Raw genomic sequence first — 15,982 nt, forward strand, 5'->3', positions numbered from 1 at the left:
ATGAATCGTCGTACCCTCCTCGGCGCTCTTGCGGGAGCCGCCGTCTCCGTCCCCGCCCTCGCCGCCTGCAGCAGCGGCGTCACCTCGCTCGACGGCGGCGGCAATGCCGGTTCCGGCGGCGGCTCCAGCAAGGGCGGCGTCACCATCGGCACCGCCAACTTCACGGAGAACCAGGTGCTGGGCTACCTCTACGCGGCCGTCCTGGAGGCGGCTGGCGTCAAGACGAAGGTCCGTCCCAACCTCGGCACCCGCGAGATCGTGATCCCCGCCCTCAAGGGCGGCGACATCGACCTCCTGCCCGAGTACCAGGGCGCCCTGCTCAACTACCTCGACCCGAAGGCCACGGCCGCGGAGGAGGGCGCGATGCAGAACGCCCTCACCCTCGCTCTGCCGGCCGGCCTGGAGGTCCTGCCGTACGGCATCGCGGAGGACTCCGACGCCTTCGTCGTCACCCGCGAGACCGCCAGGAAGTACGGCCTGACCACCCTCGCCGACCTGGCGAAGCAGAACGGCAAGCTGGTCATCGGCGCCGCCGCCGAGGTGAAGAAGCGCCAGGTCGGTGCCGTAGGACTGAAGGACGTGTACGGCGTCGAGTTCAAGGAGTTCAAGTCCCTCGACTCCGACGGGCCGCTGGTCAAGGGCGCCCTGAAGAAGGGCGACGTGGACGTGGCGAACCTCTTCACCACCGACACCGACATCGAGTCCCATGACTGGGTGATCCTGGCCGACCCCAAGAACCTCATCCCCAGCCAGCACATCGTTCCGCTCATCGCCGACCGCAAGGCCGACTCGACGGTCCGCAAGGCCCTCGCCCGCCTCGGCAACATCCTCACCACCGCCCAGCTCACCGAGCTCAACCGCCAGGTCGACAAGGACAAGAAGGACCCGGAGGACGTCGCGAACGCCTATGCCAAGCAGCACGGGCTGACGAAGTGACGTGGTGGCCCCGGGGGCGCGGCGCAGTTCCGACAGGGGGGCTATCCCCAGTGCCAACCGGGGCTCGGATTCCCTACGGTGGACCCCATGACCGGTATGGAAGCCCGCCACGACACCGAACTCAAGAAGGAACTCGACGCCACCCTGCACGCGCGCAAGGAACTGGGTGACGACTACGAGTCCGCGCTGATCGACTCCTTCCTGGAGAAGATCGAGCAGCGCGTCGAGACCGCGGTCGAGCGCCAGGTGCGCCGCCAGGTCGCCGAGCAGCAGATGGTGGTGGCCCGCGGCGCGCGCTCGCCCCAGTCGAGCGACTCCTTCGGGGAGCGGTTCGGCTTCGGGATCGTCTCGCTGGTGCTGGCGGTCCCGTTGTCCGCGATCGGCGGCGGGATCTCGGGCCTCCCCGGCCTCTTCGTCGCCTGGGGCGGCATCGTCGGCGTCAACGTCGTCCAGGCCGTCCGTCTCAATCCCGGCCTGTTCGGGCGTCGCCGCAGGTCCTCCCAGGACAGCGACTGGGAGGACTGACCGCCCGCCGGTCACGACCCGCTCCCGCGCTCACGCCTGCTGGGTCGGCAGCACCATGATCTGGCGCAGGTTGACCCGGCGCGGCCGGCTCGTCGCGTACGCCACCGCGTCCGCGACGTCCTCGGACGACAGCCCCTCCAGCGCGCCGAACATGCCGTCCAGCTGCCCCGACAGCTCCGCGTTGTCGATGTGGCTGCCCAACTCGGTCTCCGTGAGCCCCGGTTCGACATTGGTGACCCGCACGGAACGCGGGCCGAGTTCGGTGCGCAGGGACTGCGAGAGGTAGGTGACGGCGGCCTTCGTCGCCCCGTACACCGCGTAGTTGGGGAACGTGATGTGCGCGCCGATGGAGGAGATGTTCACCAGGTCCGCGGTGCGGCCCTCGGCGGCGACGGCCACCAGGTCGCCGGTGAAGGCGCGGATGACACGCAGTACGCCGGTCACGTTGGTGTCGAGCATCCGCTGCCACTCGTCGATGCGTCCGTCGTCGACGGGGTTCGGCAGCATGACGCCCGCCGAGTTGACGACCAGGTCGACGGGCCCGTACGTCTCGTGGATGCGGGCGGCGGCCGCCTCGACGGACGCGTCGTCGGTGACGTCCACGACCACGGCGAGCGCCTGCCCGCCGTCGGCCTCGATCTTCGCGGCCAGCTCCGCCAGCCGCTCCCCGCGCCGGGCCAGCAGCGCGACCCGCGCTCCCTGCCCGGCGAGCTGCACGGCGATGGCCTCGCCGATGCCGCTGGCGGCTCCGGTGACGACGGCGGTACGTCCGGCCAGGTTCTCGTACGACATGGAAACTCCCGAGGTGGTGGTGGCCGCCGGTCGATCCGGCGACGAGAACCACACTCGGCGCTCCCGCCGGTCCTACCCAGGGATGCGCTTTTCCTGGGTCTGGCAGTACCAGGTTCGCCGCGCGCATCCCGCCTAGGATCGAACCCATGGACGGGGACCTCGGAGACTTCCTGCGCTCACGCCGCGCACGCATCACTCCCGACGAAGTCGGTCTGCCCTCGCACGGGCGCCGTCGCGTACCGGGCCTGCGCCGCGAGGAGGTGGCGCAGCTGGCCGGTGTGAGCGTCGACTACTACATCCGGCTCGAACAGGGGCGCGGCCCGAGCGTCTCGGACGCGGTCCTTGACGCGATCGCCCGCGTGCTGCGGATGGACGAGACGGAGCAGGCGTACCTGCGTACGGTGGCCCGCCCGCGCAAGGAGCGGCAGCGCCGCCGCCCGGCCGCACCCCGCGTACGCCCCGGCGTCCAGTTGCTGCTGGACAGCATGGAGCGCACCCCGGCGTTCGTCCTGGGCCGCCGTATGGACGTACTGGCGTGGAACGCGCTCGGCGACGCGGTGGGCGGCTTCAGCCGCATGGATCCCGCCACCCGCAACATCCCGCGCCATGTCTTCCTCGACCCGGTCGCCCGCGACTTCTACCCCGAGTGGCACGCGGTCGCCGCCCAGACGATCGCCAACCTGCGCATCGACGCGGGCCTGCACCCGGACGACCAGGAGCTGTGCGCCCTCGTCGGCGAACTCTCCCTCAAGGACGAGGACTTCCGCCGGCTGTGGGCGGACCACCAGGTGGCGGTGTGCGCGTACGGCGTCAAGCGCGTACGGCACCCGGTGGCGGGCCTGCTGACCCTCCCGTACGAGACCCTGACGGTGCCGTCGGAGCCGGACCAGACGATCGTGGCGTACACACCGGAACCGGGGTCGGAGACGGCGGAGCGCCTGGCGCTGCTGGGGAGTTGGGCCACGGCGCGGACGTGAGGTCTGCGGGCCGAAGAGCACTGAAGAGGCACTGAGAAGGCACTGCCAAGGCGCCGGAAAAAAGCTTGGCGGGGACCGCCGCACCCCCGTGTGACGGGGGGCGGGACGACGGCGGTCCCCGCGAGGGACGCGCGCCGGGTCAGGGCCAGGTCTGCGCGTCCTGGGCGTCCATGGAGGTCCGGGAGCCGCTCCGGAGGTCCTTGACGCCGTTTTCGGTGCCGGTGGGGCGGGGAGCCGCTCCCGCCCTGCCGACACCCACTAATGTGCCGGACCTGTGTTAAGCGGGTGCTGCGCGGACGTGACGCGCTCGTACCACTTCTGCGAAGTTCCCCGCCGAAAGAGCCGGAAGATCCGTCGACGACGGGGAACCGAACAGGAGTTCCTCCTGCGGGACTGCTGGACCGCTGGACCGCTTGGACCGCTGAGGGAGGACTACTGCTTTGCGCCGCCCTTGGCGAGGAAGGCGAGCAGGTCCTGACGGCTGACGACCCCGGTGGGCTTGCCCTCGACGAGGACGATCGCCGCGTCGGCGGTGCCCAGCACGGACATCAGGTCGCCGACCGGCTCGCCGGAGCCGACCTGCGGCAGCGGCGCGGACATGTGCTTCTCCAGCGGGTCCTGCAGGGAGGCCTGCTGGGTGAAGAGCGCACCGAGCAGCTCGCGTTCGACGACCGAGCCGATGACCTCGGCGGCCATCACGTCGGGGTGGCCGGCGCCGGGCTTGACGATGGGCATCTGCGAGACGCCGTACTCGCGCAGCACCTCGATCGCCTCGCCGACGGTCTCCTCCGGGTGCATGTGCACCAGGGAGGGGATGGAGCCGTGCTCCTTGTCGTTCAGCACGTCACCGACGCGGGCGCTCGGGCCGGTGTCCTCCAGGAAGCCGTAGTCGGCCATCCACTCGTCGTTGAAGATCTTGCTGAGGTAGCCGCGTCCGCTGTCCGGCAGCAGGACGACGACGACGTCGTCGGGCCCGAGGCGCTCGGCGACGCGCAGCGCGGCCACCACGGCCATGCCGCAGGAGCCGCCGACGAGCAGCCCCTCCTCCTTCGCCAGCCGACGGGTCATCTGGAAGGAGTCCTTGTCGGACACGGCGACGATCTCGTCGGCGACGGTCCGGTCGTACGCGGTCGGCCAGAAGTCCTCACCGACGCCCTCGACGAGGTACGGCCGCCCGGATCCGCCGGAGTACACCGATCCCTCGGGGTCGGCGCCGATGACCTGGACCTTGCCGTCGCTGGCGTCCTTCAGGTAGCGCCCGGTCCCGGAGATGGTGCCGCCGGTCCCCACACCTGCCACGAAGTGGGTGATCCGCCCGTCCGTCTGCTCCCACAGCTCGGGGCCGGTGGAGTGATAGTGCGAGAGGGGGTTGTTGGGGTTGGAGTACTGGTCGGGCTTCCAGGCGCCGGGCGTCTCGCGCACGAGCCGGTCGGAGACGTTGTAGTACGAGTCGGGGTGCTCGGGGTCAACGGCCGTCGGGCAGACGACGACCTCGGCCCCGTAGGCCCTCAGCACGTTGATCTTGTCGGTGCTGACCTTGTCGGGGCACACGAAGATGCACTTGTACCCCTTCTGCTGGGCGACGATCGCGAGCCCGACGCCGGTGTTCCCGCTGGTCGGCTCGACAATCGTGCCCCCGGGCTTGAGGGCGCCGCTCTCCTCCGCGGCCTCGATCATGCGCAGGGCGATGCGGTCCTTCACGGACCCGCCGGGGTTGAAGTACTCAACCTTCGCCAGGACGGTCGCCTGGATGCCCGCGGTCACGTTGTTGAGCCTCAACAGCGGGGTGTTGCCGACGAGGCTGATCATCGAGTCGTGGAATTGCACCGTTGTCTCCGGAGCTGTCTGTCTGAGGGATGGTTCCGCCAGCCTAAGGCCCCAGGTGGGCGTTCACTCGCCGTTGAGATTGGCCGACCGCCTCCACGGGGCAAGCAGTGGGTGTACGGCTACGAGGAGGTGGCGGCGTCGGATGACGAGCTTGTCGAGGGCGAGGGTGGCCCGCCGCATCGCGGCGGGCGCCGCGTACGGCGGCGGTGGGGTCGGGCTGGTGGGCGCGGCAGCCGTGGGTGTGGTGCTGGCCGAGGTACGGATGGCGAAGCGGCATGTGGGCAACGGGCGCAGTCCGCATGCGCCGAGCGCCGACGGCCTGTACGGGTACGCGTACGCCGGGATCGCCGAACCTCCACTGCGCCTGCTGATGCTGGGTGACTCCACGGCGGCGGGCCAGGGCGTGCACCGGGCCCGCCAGACGCCGGGGGCGCTCATCGCCTCGGGGCTGGCCGCGGTGGCCGAGCGCCCGGTCCGGCTGCGGAACGTGGCGCTGCCCGGGGCCCAGTCCGACGACCTCGACCGGCAGGTGGTGCTCGCCCTCGCGGATCCGGCCCAGGTGCCGGACGTGTGCGTGATCATGATCGGCGCGAACGACGTGACCCACCGGATGCCGCCGACCCGCTCGGTGCGGCACCTGTCCTCGGCGGTACGGCGGCTGCGTACCGCGGGGGCGGAGGTGGTGGTCGGGACGTGCCCTGACCTGGGCACGGTCGAGCAGGTGCAGCAGCCGCTGCGCTGGCTCGCCCGGCGGGCCTCCCGCCAGCTGGCGGCCGCCCAGACGATCGGAACGGTCGAGCAGGGCGGCCGCACCGTGTCGCTGGGCGACCTGCTGGGCCCGGAGTTCGAGGCGAACCCGCGTGAGCTGTTCGGACCGGACAACTACCACCCCTCCGCGGAGGGGTACGCGACGGCCGCGATGGCGGTCCTCCCCACGGTCTGCGCGGCGCTCGGCCTCTGGCCGGCGGAGGAGGAGCGCCCGGACGTCTCCCGTCGCGAGGGTTTCCTTCCGGTCGCCCGGGCCGCCGCGGAGGCCGCGTCCGAGCCCGGCACGGAGGTGGCCGCTGCCATGCCCACGGGCCTGCGCGGCCCCTGGGCCCTCCTCAAGCGCCGCCGCCGGCGGCGCCTGCCCGCCACGGACCCGGCTCCGGCGGGCTCCACCTGACAGCCTGGGGGCTGCCGCCCCCACACCCCCGCATCGGCCTGAACGGCCTCGTCCTCAAACGCCGGACGGGCTGGATACCCCTCTTCTCCCAAGGCGCCCCCCGCCAGAAAAAAGCAAGCGCTTAGAAAGTGCGGCCGGAGTCACACGCCCATAGCGGTGAAGTCGACGGTACGTACGGGTAACTTCCCAACCAGCCCTGCCAGTAGCTTCACCCCCCGTACGCCAATGGAGCCGTGATGCCCGAAGCCGTGATCGTCTCAGCCGCCCGCTCCCCCATCGGCCGCGCCTTCAAGGGCTCCCTCAAGGACGTGCGCCCCGATGACCTGACCGCCACGATCATCCAGGCCGCCCTCGCCAAGGTCCCCGAGCTGGACCCGAGGGACATCGACGACCTGATGCTCGGCTGCGGCCTCCCCGGCGGCGAGCAGGGCCACAACCTCGGCCGCATCGTGGCCGTACAGATGGGAATGGACCACCTCCCGGGCTGCACCATCACCCGCTACTGCTCCTCCTCCCTGCAGACCAGCCGCATGGCCCTGCACGCCATCAAGGCCGGCGAGGGCGACGTCTTCATCTCGGCCGGTGTCGAGATGGTGTCGCGCAGCATCAAGGGCAACAGCGACAGCCTGCCGGACACGCACAACCCCCTCTTCGCCGAGGCGGAGGCCCGCACGGCCGCCGTCGCGCAGACCGAGGGCTCGACGTGGCACGACCCGCGTGCGGACGGTCTGATCCCGGACGCGTACATCGCGATGGGCCAGACTGCCGAGAACCTGGCCCGCATCAAGGGCGTCACCCGCCAGGACATGGACGAGTTCGGCGTCCGCTCGCAGAACCTCGCCGAGGAAGCCATCAAGAACGGCTTCTGGGAGCGCGAGATCACCCCGGTCACGACCCCGGACGGCACGGTCGTCAGCAAGGACGACGGCCCCCGCGCCGGCGTCACCCTGGAAGGCGTGCAGGGCCTCAAGCCGGTCTTCCGCCCCGACGGCCTGGTCACGGCCGGCAACTGCTGCCCGCTGAACGACGGCGCCGCCGCCCTCGTGATCATGTCCGACACGAAGGCCCGCGAGCTGGGCCTCACTCCGCTCGCCCGGATCGTGTCCACCGGCGTCACCGGCCTCTCGCCCGAGATCATGGGCCTCGGCCCGGTGGAGGCCTCGAAGCAGGCCCTCAAGCGCGCGGGTCTGACCGTCGACGACATCGACCTCTTCGAGATCAACGAGGCCTTCGCCGCCCAGGTGATCCCGTCCTACCGCGACCTGAACATCCCGCTGGACAAGCTGAACGTGAACGGCGGCGCCATCGCCGTCGGCCACCCCTTCGGCATGACGGGCGCCCGCATCACCGGCACGCTCATCAACAGCCTCCAGTTCCACGACAAGCAGTTCGGCCTGGAGACGATGTGCGTCGGCGGCGGCCAGGGCATGGCGATGGTCATCGAGCGCCTCAGCTGACATCTCGCACGGACCCGTCACGGTCCTGTCGCGAATGACCGGATGAGTAACCGGAGTTGGACCCAGCGTGACCGAATCGGCCCGGATCCCGGTAACCCCGGGGACTCCGGGCCGATTTGTGATCCAATCTCCCCCAGGATGTGACCTATCTCCCTTGCGAGAGCAATTTGCGCAGGTCAGAGCCGTTCCACGAGTAAACCCCGGGCCCAAAGTCCTGTCCTATTCGTGACGTTACGCACTGACAGTTGGTTAGTCCGCCCTTCAAGCTGATGTAGGAAGTCGGGGGTCGACTTTGAACCGGGAGTACGTCAGTGAGCGCCATGCCTTTTGCTCTACTGCTCACCACCGCCGCCACCGCGGCCGTGGGCGTCGCCGTTCTGCGCACCCTGCTGGTGCTGCGCAAGCAGGTCGCTGCCCTGCACGACGACATCACCCAGAGCCGCGCCGAGGCCGCGCGCGGCCTCGTACCGGCCGCCCGCGGCGCCGCTGACGCGGAGGAGATACGCGCTGCCGTCGCCGAGGCGCTCGCCGAGGAGCGGGAGCGGGAGCTCGCCGAGGCGCGGGCCTTCTGGGCCGCCCAGGAGGCGCGTGACGCCTCTGACACCCCGTCCCTGCTCGGCCTGCCCGACAGCGAACTGTTTCTGCCGCGCCAGTCGGACTTCGCGGGCCTGGAGCACCTGGAGCCGGTGACCGAGCCCGGCCTGGAGGCCGACGAGTTCGCCGGGGACTCCGCCGAACTGGCCGCGGCCCGCCGCCGCCACCCCTCGCACCCGGACTTCGTCCCGGTCCAGTCACCTGTCGTGAACGACCACGAGCGCACGGTGACCTGTCTTGAGGAACTCGCCGAGTCCCGCACGGCGCTGGCCGACGTCCGCCCGGGCCCGCTGGGCACCCTCGACGTCTACGTCTTCGCGGACGGTACGACCCTGTGCATGACCCCGGGCCACCGCGAGACCGCGGAGCGGCTGGCCGCGGCCCTGCGGTCGGGCGAGACCCCGGTCCTGCTCGGCGGCTCCGGCGTCTCGGGCGCGTACGCGCTGACGTTCGCGTGCGGCGAGGAGAACGTGTACATCCTGGCGGACCGCGTCATAGCGTCGCTGTAGGAGCCGTAGGAGCTGTAGGAAGCGCCGGGAACCCACCCGAAGAGTCGGTCGAACGGATCAGACCCCGGCGCGCTGCTGTGCCTCCACCACGAGGCGCACCGCGTCGTCGAGGTCGCCCTCGTTCTTCAGTACGAGCGCCAAATCGTGCGCGGCGACAGTGATTTGGTCGGCGGCGGCGAACATCCCCGCGTCGGGCATCTCCCGCGGCTCGCCCGACGGGTCCTCCAGCCGCTGGGCACGCAGTGCCAACTCCCTGGCCAGCCCCAGTGCCTCGGCTGCCGCGCTCCGCTGCAGGCGGCTCTGCGGCGCGGCCCGCAACCGGTCGGCGAAGTGGTCCACGGCACGGGTCAACGGCGTCGTATCAAGCACGACGCGACCCTACGCGTCCATCCTGGACTGTTGCCAACGGGCCAACCCTCAGGCACGGTGACGTGAAGAGCGACCGCATCGCACGCGTCCGGAGGCGCCGATGTCCCAAGTCTTCTCCCAGGAGACCCATCGCAATCTGCTCGCCCGCATCCCCCACTGCACCGGTCGTGAAGTATCCGACTGGCTGCGCACGGTAGACGAAGGCCCCGCCCTCTTCCGCTTCGAGGAGAAGGTCAGCTGGCTCCGCGCCGAACACGACCTCGCGTACGGCCACGCCAAGGCAATCATCCACGAGTACGACCTGAGGAGGGCCGCGCGCAAACTGCTCTGAGCGCGCACCACCGAGACGACCACGCATCCGACGACAAAGGGCCCGCGAACCAGCCTCTGGTTCGCGGGCCCTTCGGTCGTCACCGTGCTTCTAGTCGTCGCCGCTGAAGATCGCGACCAGTCGCAGCATCTCGACGTAGATCCACACGATGGTCATGGTCAGGCCGAACGCGGCCAGCCACGCCTCCTCGCGCGGGGCGCCGTACGCGATGCCGTCCTCGATCTGCTTGAAGTCGAGGGTCAGGAAGAACGCGCCGATGAGGATCGCGATGATGCCGACGACCGCACCGAGCGGGCCCATGCTGCGCAGTCCGCCGTCGGGAGCGACGTTGAGGACGACGAGCAGCAGGTTGACCGCCATGGTCAGCACGAAGGCGATGGCGATGGCCATGCCGATGCGTGCGTACCGTGCGGTGACACGGATCCAGCCCGCCTTGTAGACGAGCAGGGTGGCGCCGGTGACCGCCATGGTGCCGAGGACGGCCTGGAAGGGCGCGCCCGACCACCGGCTGTTGTACATCTCGCTGATGACCCCGAGGAAGACGCCTTCGAAGGCGGCGTAACCGAGGATCAGCGCGGGCGAGGCCGTCCGCTTGAACGACTGCACCATCGCCAGCACGAAGGCGACGAGGGCGGCGCCGATGGCGAGGCCGTAGCTGGTGCTGGTCACCGGCAGCAGCGCCCACGCCAGGACGGCGCCGACGGCGACGGTGCCGAGCGTCATGGCCGAGCGCATGACGACGTCGTCCATCGTCATACGGCCGGTGGTGGCCGGGGCCTGCGGCGGAGCGCCGTTCTGAAGGTCCTGCTGCGCGTACGGGTTCTGCGCGTAGGGGTTGCCGCCCTGCTGGGCGTACGGGTTGCCCTGCGCGTACGGGCTGCCCTGGGTTCCGACAGCGGGTCCCCCGGCCTGCGGCGCCGCGTTGAACCCCGCGTAGCCGTTGTCGCGGCTGAAGCCCCGTCGCGAGAAGACCGGGTTGCTGCTCCTCATTTCACTCCTCCATGGCCACCTCGCGTGGCCTTGGGCTCAAGAGTAATAGGTAGGCAAAGGATTGACCCTACTGCTTGGGGAGGATCTTTCCCTTGTGCTGCCACCGTACGCGTGCGACCGATGCCCTGCGAGCACTGGTACGAAGCCGTAACCGGCCACTTAGCCGGGTCTTAGGTGGTCGGCGCGGGCGGCTCGTGGGTCAGTACCTCGCTCAGTCGAGGGGAAACCCCGTGTACCCCTCCGCGAGGTCGGTCCCGGCCGCCCGCGAGCCGGCGATCCGGCGCAGCCGGGCCAGCTGGACGCGGTCCTCGAAAGCAGTGGCGTCGGGGGCGCGGTGCAGCAGCGTCGTCATGTCGTACGAGAACCGCTCGGCCTGCCAGACGCGGCGCAGGCAGGTCTCGGAGTACGCGTCGAGGCGTTCCGCCGAGCCGGTCTCCTTCTCGTACGCCAGTGCCCGCGCGAAGGTGACGACGTCGCCGACCGCGAGGTTGAGCCCCTTGGCGCCGGTCGGCGGCACGATGTGCGCGGCGTCGCCGGCCAGGAAGAGGCGGCCGTGGCGCATGGGCTCGTGGACGTAGCTGCGCATGGGCGTGACGGACTTCTGGGTGATGGGGCCGCGCTCCAGCCGCCAGTCGTCGTCCGTCTCCAGGCGCCGCTCCAGCTCGTCCCAGATCTCCTCGTCCGCCCAGGTCTCGGCCGCGGTGCCGTCGGGTACCTGGAGGTAGAGGCGGGAGACGCTGGGCGAGCGCATGCTGAGCAGGGCGAACCCGCGCTCGTGGCGGGCGTAGACGAGTTCGTCGTGCGAGGGGGCCACATCGGCGAGGATGCCGAGCCAGCCGAAGGGGTACGTGCGCTCGAAGACCTGCGAGATGCCGGCGGGCACCGCCTGCCGGGCCACGCCCCAGAAGCCGTCGCAGCCGACGACGTAGTCGCACTCCAGGACGTCCTCACGCCCCTCGTGCCGGAAGCGCACGCGCGGGCTGTCGCTCTCCGCGTCCTCGACCGCCAGCGCCTCTGCCTCGAAGAGCAGCGGCCCGCCCTCCTTGAGCTGGAGTGCGATGAGGTCCTTGCACACCTCGGTCTGCGCGTACACCATCACGGAGCTGCCGCCGGTGAGCGCGGGGAAGTCGACGCGGTGGCGGGTGCGGGCGAAGCGGAGCTCGATGCCGTCGTGCCGCAGCCCTTCGCGGTCCATCCGCTCCGCGGCTCCGGCGGCCCGCAGGACGTCGACGGTCCCCTGCTCCAGGATCCCGGCCCGCTGGCGCTGCTCCACGTACGCCCGGTCCCGGCTCTCCAGTACGACGGAGTCGATCCCGGCGTTGTGCAGCAGCCGCGCCAGCAGCAGTCCGGCCGGTCCGGCCCCGATGATCCCGACGGTGGTACGCATCGGCACGCCCCTTCGCGTTCCTCTGTGCTCGCCCATGTTCCTTAATGTTCGCCTAGTGAAATTTACTTCACTAACCTCTGACGCGAGTCTCCGACCGTATGCGCTTGCTGTCAACGGTCGACGGTGAAGTCTTCAATGAAGGGCGCAGCGAATGCGAAGGGAGGAAAGGGTCGGAGGTGCCCGGAACCGGACTTGAACCGGTACGCCCGCGAGGGGCAGCGAGGTTTAAGCTCGCCGTGTCTGCATTCCACCATCCGGGCAGGCCATGGGCTCCGCGTCGAGGTTACGAGCCTATCGGGGCGCGTCCCCCGAACAGCGGGCGGGCGGACCGATGTTGTCTTATTTTATGGACGTCTGAGGGTGCATCAGCCCCCGGTACGGGCCATCCGCACTTGCCAATAGCCTTTCGGCTAAGTCACGGGCGCGTATACGGAATGACGGAATTTCACCGTCCGAACGAGCGCCTCCGCCGGCTCACGGCTCCCCGCCCCTCAGGGACGGCCGTCATCCCCAGGTATGACGCGGGCGTTCGCGGTCCGACTCGAGGCTGCCCCCGGAACCGGATCAGCGGCTGACTACACGGGCCCGACCGGCCACGACGATGGAACAAGTCCCCCGCAGCGTCGTCGTCCCGACAGGAGCACCCTCCCGTGACCACCACCCCTCTCGCCGGCCGGGCCACCGCCGTGGCCGCTCGTGCCACCGAACTGTCGAAGATCTACGGACAGGGCGAGACCCAGGTGGTCGCCCTGGACCGGGTCACCATCGACTTCCGGCAGGCCGAGTTCACCGCGATCATGGGCCCCTCGGGGTCGGGCAAGTCGACCTTGATGCACTGTGTGGCGGGCCTGGACACGTTCTCGTCCGGTTCTGTACGCCTCGGCGAGACCGAGCTCGGCTCCCTCAAGGACAAGCAGCTCACCCAGCTCCGGCGGGACAAGATCGGCTTCATCTTCCAGGCGTTCAACCTGCTGCCGACCCTGACGGCCCTGGAGAACATCACGCTCCCGATGGACATCGCGGGCCGCAAGCCCGACAAGGAGTGGCTGGACTCGGTCATCAGGATGATCGGCCTCGCCGACCGGCTCGGCCACCGCCCCTCGCAGCTCTCCGGCGGCCAGCAGCAGCGCGTCGCCGTCGCCCGCGCCCTCGCCTCCCGGCCCGACATCATCTTCGGCGACGAGCCGACCGGGAACCTCGACTCGCGCTCCGGCGCGGAGGTGCTGGGCTTTCTGCGCAACTCCGTACGGGAGTTGGGCCAGACCGTCGTCATGGTCACGCATGACCCGGTGGCCGCCGCGTACGCGGACCGCGTGGTCTTCCTGGCCGACGGCCGCCTGGTCGACGAGGTGTACGGGCCGACCGCCGACTCGGTCCTGGACCGCATGAAGCAGTTCGACGCCAAGGGCCGCACCAGCTGACCCGGCGCCCTGCGCCGGTCCGCCCTGCGTCGTCCGCCCTCCGTCGTCCGACTCCACTCTCCCTGGACTGAGAAACCCATGTTCCGTACCGCCTTGCGCAACGTCCTTGCGCACAAGGCCAGGTTGATGATGACCGTGCTCGCCGTGATGCTCGGCGTCGCGTTCGTGTCCGGCACCCTGGTCTTCACCAACACGATCTCCGACGCCTACCAGAAGAGCTCCGCCAAGGGCTTCGACCAGGTCGACGTCGCCGTCCGGCCGGAGAGCCAGGAGGACAAGGGCGACACGATCGGCAGGACGGGCAAGCTGACCGAGCCGCTGCTGGACAAGGCGGCGAAGGCTCCCGGTGCCGCCTCCGCCATCGGCGTCGTCTCCGGCTTCACCGCCGTCGCCGACAAGGACGGCAAGCTGATCGGCGGCGGCTTCCAGTCGCAGGGCGGCAACTACTGGGGGGACAAGGACCCGCGGTACCCGCTCAAGAGCGGCCGCGCACCGCACGGCGCGAACGAGGTCGCCCTCGACGCGGAGACCGCGAGGCGCGCCGGGTACAAGGTCGGCGACACCGTCCGCATGTCCGTCGACGGCCCCGTCCTCGCCCCGACCGTCACCGGCACCTTCACCACCGACGACGGCAATGTCGCGGCCGGCGGCAGCCTCACCCTCTTCGACACGGCGACCGCGCAGAAACTGTTCGACCGGGTCGGCGAGTACGACGAGATCGATGTGAAGGCGGCGGCCGGCACCAGCCAGAGCGCGCTGCGCGGCGCGCTCGACAAGGTCCTCCCGAAGGACACCACGTACACGACCACCGGCCGGCAGCTCGCCGACGACCAGGCCGAGCAGATCGCCACGGCCACCAGCGGTATGCGCACCGGCCTGCTGGTCTTCGCGGGCATCGCGCTCTTCGTCGGCACGTTCATCATCGCCAACACCTTCACCATGCTGGTCGCCCAGCGCACCAGGGAACTGGCACTGCTGCGCGCGGTCGGCGCCTCCCGCCGTCAGGTCACCCGGTCCGTACTCCTCGAGGCCTTCCTCGTCGGTGCGGTCGCGGCGGTCACCGGTCTGGTCGCCGGGATCGGCATCGGCGCCGCAATGCGCTCGCTGATGGGCTCGCTGGGCGCCACCGTGCCGGACGGCCCGCTGGTGATCTCGCCGGGGACCGTCGCCACTGCCCTTCTCGTCGGCATCGTCATCACCATGCTCGCCGCGTGGCTGCCGGGCCGCCGGGCGGCGAAGATCCCGCCGGTCGCCGCGATGAGCAGCGTGCACGCCAAGGCGACCACGAAGTCCCTCGTCGTACGGAACACGATCGGCGCCCTCTTCGCGGGAGCGGGCGTCGCCGTCGTCCTCTACGCGACCACGATGAACGGCTCGGACGGGCAGGCCCCGATGGGCCTCGGCGCGGTCCTGCTGATCATCGGCGTCTTCGTCCTCACCCCGCTGCTGTCCCGCCCGCTGATCGCGGCCGCGGCCCCGCTGCTGCGCGTCTTCGGGATCTCCGGGAAGCTCGCCCGGCAGAACTCCGTGCGCAACCCGCGCCGCACCGCCGCGACCGCCTCGGCGCTGATGATCGGCCTGACCCTGATCACCGGTATGACGGTGATGGCGGGCAGCCTGCAGAAGTCGATCGACAAGATGGCCGGTTCGGCGATCAAGGCGGACTACATCGTGTCGATGGCGAACGGGAACTCGCTCTCGCCGGACGTCGAGAAGAAGCTCGCGAACGTCGACGGCGTCACCGACACGAGCCCGCTGCGCAACGCGCCCTCGCGCATCGACCGTACGACCGAGTACCTGACGGGCGTCAACGGCAACGCCATCGGCAAGCTCACCGACCTCACCGTGGACAGCGGCGCCTTCAAGGTCGGCGGCACACAGGTCGTCGTGGACGACGGGACGGCCAAGTCCCATGGCTGGAAGGCCGGTTCGCACTTCACCGTCGCCTACGAGGACGGCAAGAAGCAGCAGCTGACCGTGGCCGGGGTCTACGAGAGCAACGAGCTGATCCAGGGCATCATGCTGGACACCGCCACCCTCGCGCCGCACGAGAGCGACGCCGCCGACATGCAGGTCATGCTGAAGACGTCGGGCGGCACCTCCGACGCGGCCAAGGACAAGCTGGAGAAGGCCCTCGGCGACAACCCCGCGATCAAGGTCCAGGACAAGAAGGACCTCTCCAACGAGATCGCGAAGATGTTCACGCTGATGCTGAACATGCTCTACGGCCTGCTCGCCATGGCCGTCGTCGTCGCCGTCCTCGGCGTCATCAACACCCTGGCCATGTCGGTGTTCGAGCGCTCGCAGGAGATCGGGATGCTCCGCGCGATCGGCCTCGACCGCAAGGGCATCAAGCGGATGGTCCGCCTGGAGTCGCTGGTCATCTCGCTCTTCGGCGGTGTGCTCGGTATCGGCCTGGGCGTGTTCTTCGGCTGGGCGGCCGGTGAGCTGCTGGGCAGCAGGATGGCGACGTACGAACTGGTCCTGCCCTGGGCCAGGATGGGCGTCTTCCTGCTCCTGGCGGCCACGGTCGGCGTGCTGGCGGCGCTGTGGCCGGCGCGGCGGGCGGCCCGGCTGAACATGCTGACGGCGATCAAGTCGGAGTATGCCAACTGCCGCGAGCGTGATGTGTTCCTCGTACAGCCGCTGGTCAAGCCCGTGCAGGAACATCTCGTCGAGCTGCTGCTGATGTGCGACGCGGC

At 70.0% G+C, this 15,982-nt stretch carries 13 protein-coding genes, 1 tRNA gene and 1 pseudogene; 9 read left to right on the plus strand and 6 right to left on the minus strand.

Annotated elements, in window-relative coordinates; genetic code table 11:
• Positions 1–936: an ABC transporter substrate-binding protein gene (locus ABZS97_RS20860; protein WP_356139763.1), complete on the plus strand. Its 936-nt coding sequence runs from the start codon at positions 1–3 to the stop codon at positions 934–936.
• Between the two features lie 96 nt (positions 937–1,032).
• The gene (locus ABZS97_RS20865; protein WP_356139778.1) at positions 1,033–1,461 is read left to right on the plus strand and encodes a hypothetical protein; all 429 of its coding nucleotides are present in this window, start codon (positions 1,033–1,035) and stop codon (positions 1,459–1,461) included.
• A gap of 30 nt (positions 1,462–1,491) precedes the next feature.
• Here ABZS97_RS20865 and ABZS97_RS20870 read toward each other — a convergent pair whose 3' ends face one another.
• Positions 1,492–2,253, minus strand: a complete 762-nt coding sequence (locus ABZS97_RS20870; RefSeq protein ID WP_356139764.1) for an SDR family oxidoreductase — start codon at positions 2,251–2,253, stop codon at positions 1,492–1,494.
• Positions 2,254–2,399: 146 nt separating this feature from the next.
• Between ABZS97_RS20870 and ABZS97_RS20875 the strand changes: the two genes are divergently transcribed.
• Positions 2,400–3,230, plus strand: a complete 831-nt coding sequence (locus ABZS97_RS20875) for a helix-turn-helix transcriptional regulator (protein WP_356139765.1) — start codon at positions 2,400–2,402, stop codon at positions 3,228–3,230.
• Between the two features lie 432 nt (positions 3,231–3,662).
• On the opposite strand, the gene ABZS97_RS20880 is transcribed toward ABZS97_RS20875, so the two are convergent.
• Positions 3,663–5,057: a cystathionine beta-synthase gene (locus ABZS97_RS20880; protein WP_356139766.1), complete on the minus strand. Its 1,395-nt coding sequence runs from the start codon at positions 5,055–5,057 to the stop codon at positions 3,663–3,665.
• Between the two features lie 142 nt (positions 5,058–5,199).
• Between ABZS97_RS20880 and ABZS97_RS20885 the strand changes: the two genes are divergently transcribed.
• The 3 genes from ABZS97_RS20885 to ABZS97_RS20895 all read left to right on the plus strand — a co-directional run bounded on the left by ABZS97_RS20885 (position 5,200) and on the right by ABZS97_RS20895 (position 8,782).
• Positions 5,200–6,222: an SGNH/GDSL hydrolase family protein gene (locus tag ABZS97_RS20885; protein ID WP_356139767.1), complete on the plus strand. Its 1,023-nt coding sequence runs from the start codon at positions 5,200–5,202 to the stop codon at positions 6,220–6,222.
• 236 nt (positions 6,223–6,458) lie between these two features.
• Positions 6,459–7,679: an acetyl-CoA C-acetyltransferase gene (locus tag ABZS97_RS20890; protein ID WP_356139768.1), complete on the plus strand. Its 1,221-nt coding sequence runs from the start codon at positions 6,459–6,461 to the stop codon at positions 7,677–7,679.
• A gap of 320 nt (positions 7,680–7,999) precedes the next feature.
• Positions 8,000–8,782, plus strand: a complete 783-nt coding sequence (locus ABZS97_RS20895) for a hypothetical protein (RefSeq protein WP_356139769.1) — start codon at positions 8,000–8,002, stop codon at positions 8,780–8,782.
• A 57-nt stretch (positions 8,783–8,839) separates the two neighbouring features.
• Here the strand turns inward: ABZS97_RS20895 and ABZS97_RS20900 are convergent, their stop codons facing one another.
• Positions 8,840–9,151 (minus strand): hypothetical protein, encoded by a 312-nt coding sequence (locus tag ABZS97_RS20900; RefSeq protein WP_356139770.1) that lies wholly within the window; start codon positions 9,149–9,151, stop codon positions 8,840–8,842.
• 100 nt (positions 9,152–9,251) lie between these two features.
• On the opposite strand from ABZS97_RS20900, the gene ABZS97_RS20905 reads away from it, so the two are divergent.
• On the plus strand, positions 9,252–9,482 hold the full coding sequence (locus ABZS97_RS20905) for a DUF4287 domain-containing protein (protein ID WP_026178224.1): 231 nt from the start codon (positions 9,252–9,254) through the stop codon (positions 9,480–9,482).
• Between the two features lie 90 nt (positions 9,483–9,572).
• On the opposite strand, the gene ABZS97_RS20910 is transcribed toward ABZS97_RS20905, so the two are convergent.
• From ABZS97_RS20910 to ABZS97_RS20920, 3 genes are all read right to left on the minus strand, one after another.
• On the minus strand, positions 9,573–10,472 hold the full coding sequence (locus tag ABZS97_RS20910) for a Bax inhibitor-1/YccA family protein (protein ID WP_356139771.1): 900 nt from the start codon (positions 10,470–10,472) through the stop codon (positions 9,573–9,575).
• Between the two features lie 211 nt (positions 10,473–10,683).
• Positions 10,684–11,859: a 4-hydroxybenzoate 3-monooxygenase gene (locus ABZS97_RS20915; RefSeq protein WP_356139772.1), complete on the minus strand. Its 1,176-nt coding sequence runs from the start codon at positions 11,857–11,859 to the stop codon at positions 10,684–10,686.
• A 177-nt stretch (positions 11,860–12,036) separates the two neighbouring features.
• Positions 12,037–12,119, minus strand: a tRNA-Leu gene (locus ABZS97_RS20920).
• Positions 12,120–12,509: 390 nt separating this feature from the next.
• On the opposite strand from ABZS97_RS20920, the gene ABZS97_RS20925 reads away from it, so the two are divergent.
• Both ABZS97_RS20925 and ABZS97_RS20930 read left to right on the plus strand, forming a co-directional pair.
• Complete coding sequence (locus ABZS97_RS20925; protein ID WP_356139773.1) at positions 12,510–13,280, plus strand: ABC transporter ATP-binding protein; 771 nt, start codon at positions 12,510–12,512, stop codon at positions 13,278–13,280.
• A gap of 78 nt (positions 13,281–13,358) precedes the next feature.
• Positions 13,359–15,884: pseudogene (locus ABZS97_RS20930) on the plus strand (FtsX-like permease family protein); the annotation flags it as partial.
• Positions 15,885–15,982: the final 98 nt, after the last annotated feature.

This window comes from Streptomyces sp. NPDC005485 (genome assembly GCF_040606085.1).
Taxonomy (GTDB): Bacteria; Actinomycetota; Actinomycetes; order Streptomycetales; family Streptomycetaceae; genus Streptomyces.

Excerpts from the sequence above, each read along its gene's own strand:
- ABZS97_RS20915 (WP_356139772.1), bottom strand. The coding sequence starts at position 11,859 with ATGCGTACCACCGTCGGGATCATCGGGGCCGGACCGGCCGGACTGCTG.
- ABZS97_RS20875 (WP_356139765.1), top strand. The coding sequence starts at position 2,400 with ATGGACGGGGACCTCGGAGACTTCCTGCGCTCACGCCGCGCACGCATC.
- ABZS97_RS20905 (WP_026178224.1), top strand. The coding sequence starts at position 9,252 with ATGTCCCAAGTCTTCTCCCAGGAGACCCATCGCAATCTGCTCGCCCGC.
- ABZS97_RS20885 (WP_356139767.1), top strand. The coding sequence starts at position 5,200 with ATGACGAGCTTGTCGAGGGCGAGGGTGGCCCGCCGCATCGCGGCGGGC.
- ABZS97_RS20890 (WP_356139768.1), top strand. The coding sequence starts at position 6,459 with ATGCCCGAAGCCGTGATCGTCTCAGCCGCCCGCTCCCCCATCGGCCGC.
- ABZS97_RS20895 (WP_356139769.1), top strand. The coding sequence starts at position 8,000 with ATGCCTTTTGCTCTACTGCTCACCACCGCCGCCACCGCGGCCGTGGGC.
- ABZS97_RS20910 (WP_356139771.1), bottom strand. The coding sequence starts at position 10,472 with ATGAGGAGCAGCAACCCGGTCTTCTCGCGACGGGGCTTCAGCCGCGAC.
- ABZS97_RS20865 (WP_356139778.1), top strand. The coding sequence starts at position 1,033 with ATGGAAGCCCGCCACGACACCGAACTCAAGAAGGAACTCGACGCCACC.
- ABZS97_RS20860 (WP_356139763.1), top strand. The coding sequence starts at position 1 with ATGAATCGTCGTACCCTCCTCGGCGCTCTTGCGGGAGCCGCCGTCTCC.
- ABZS97_RS20870 (WP_356139764.1), bottom strand. The coding sequence starts at position 2,253 with ATGTCGTACGAGAACCTGGCCGGACGTACCGCCGTCGTCACCGGAGCC.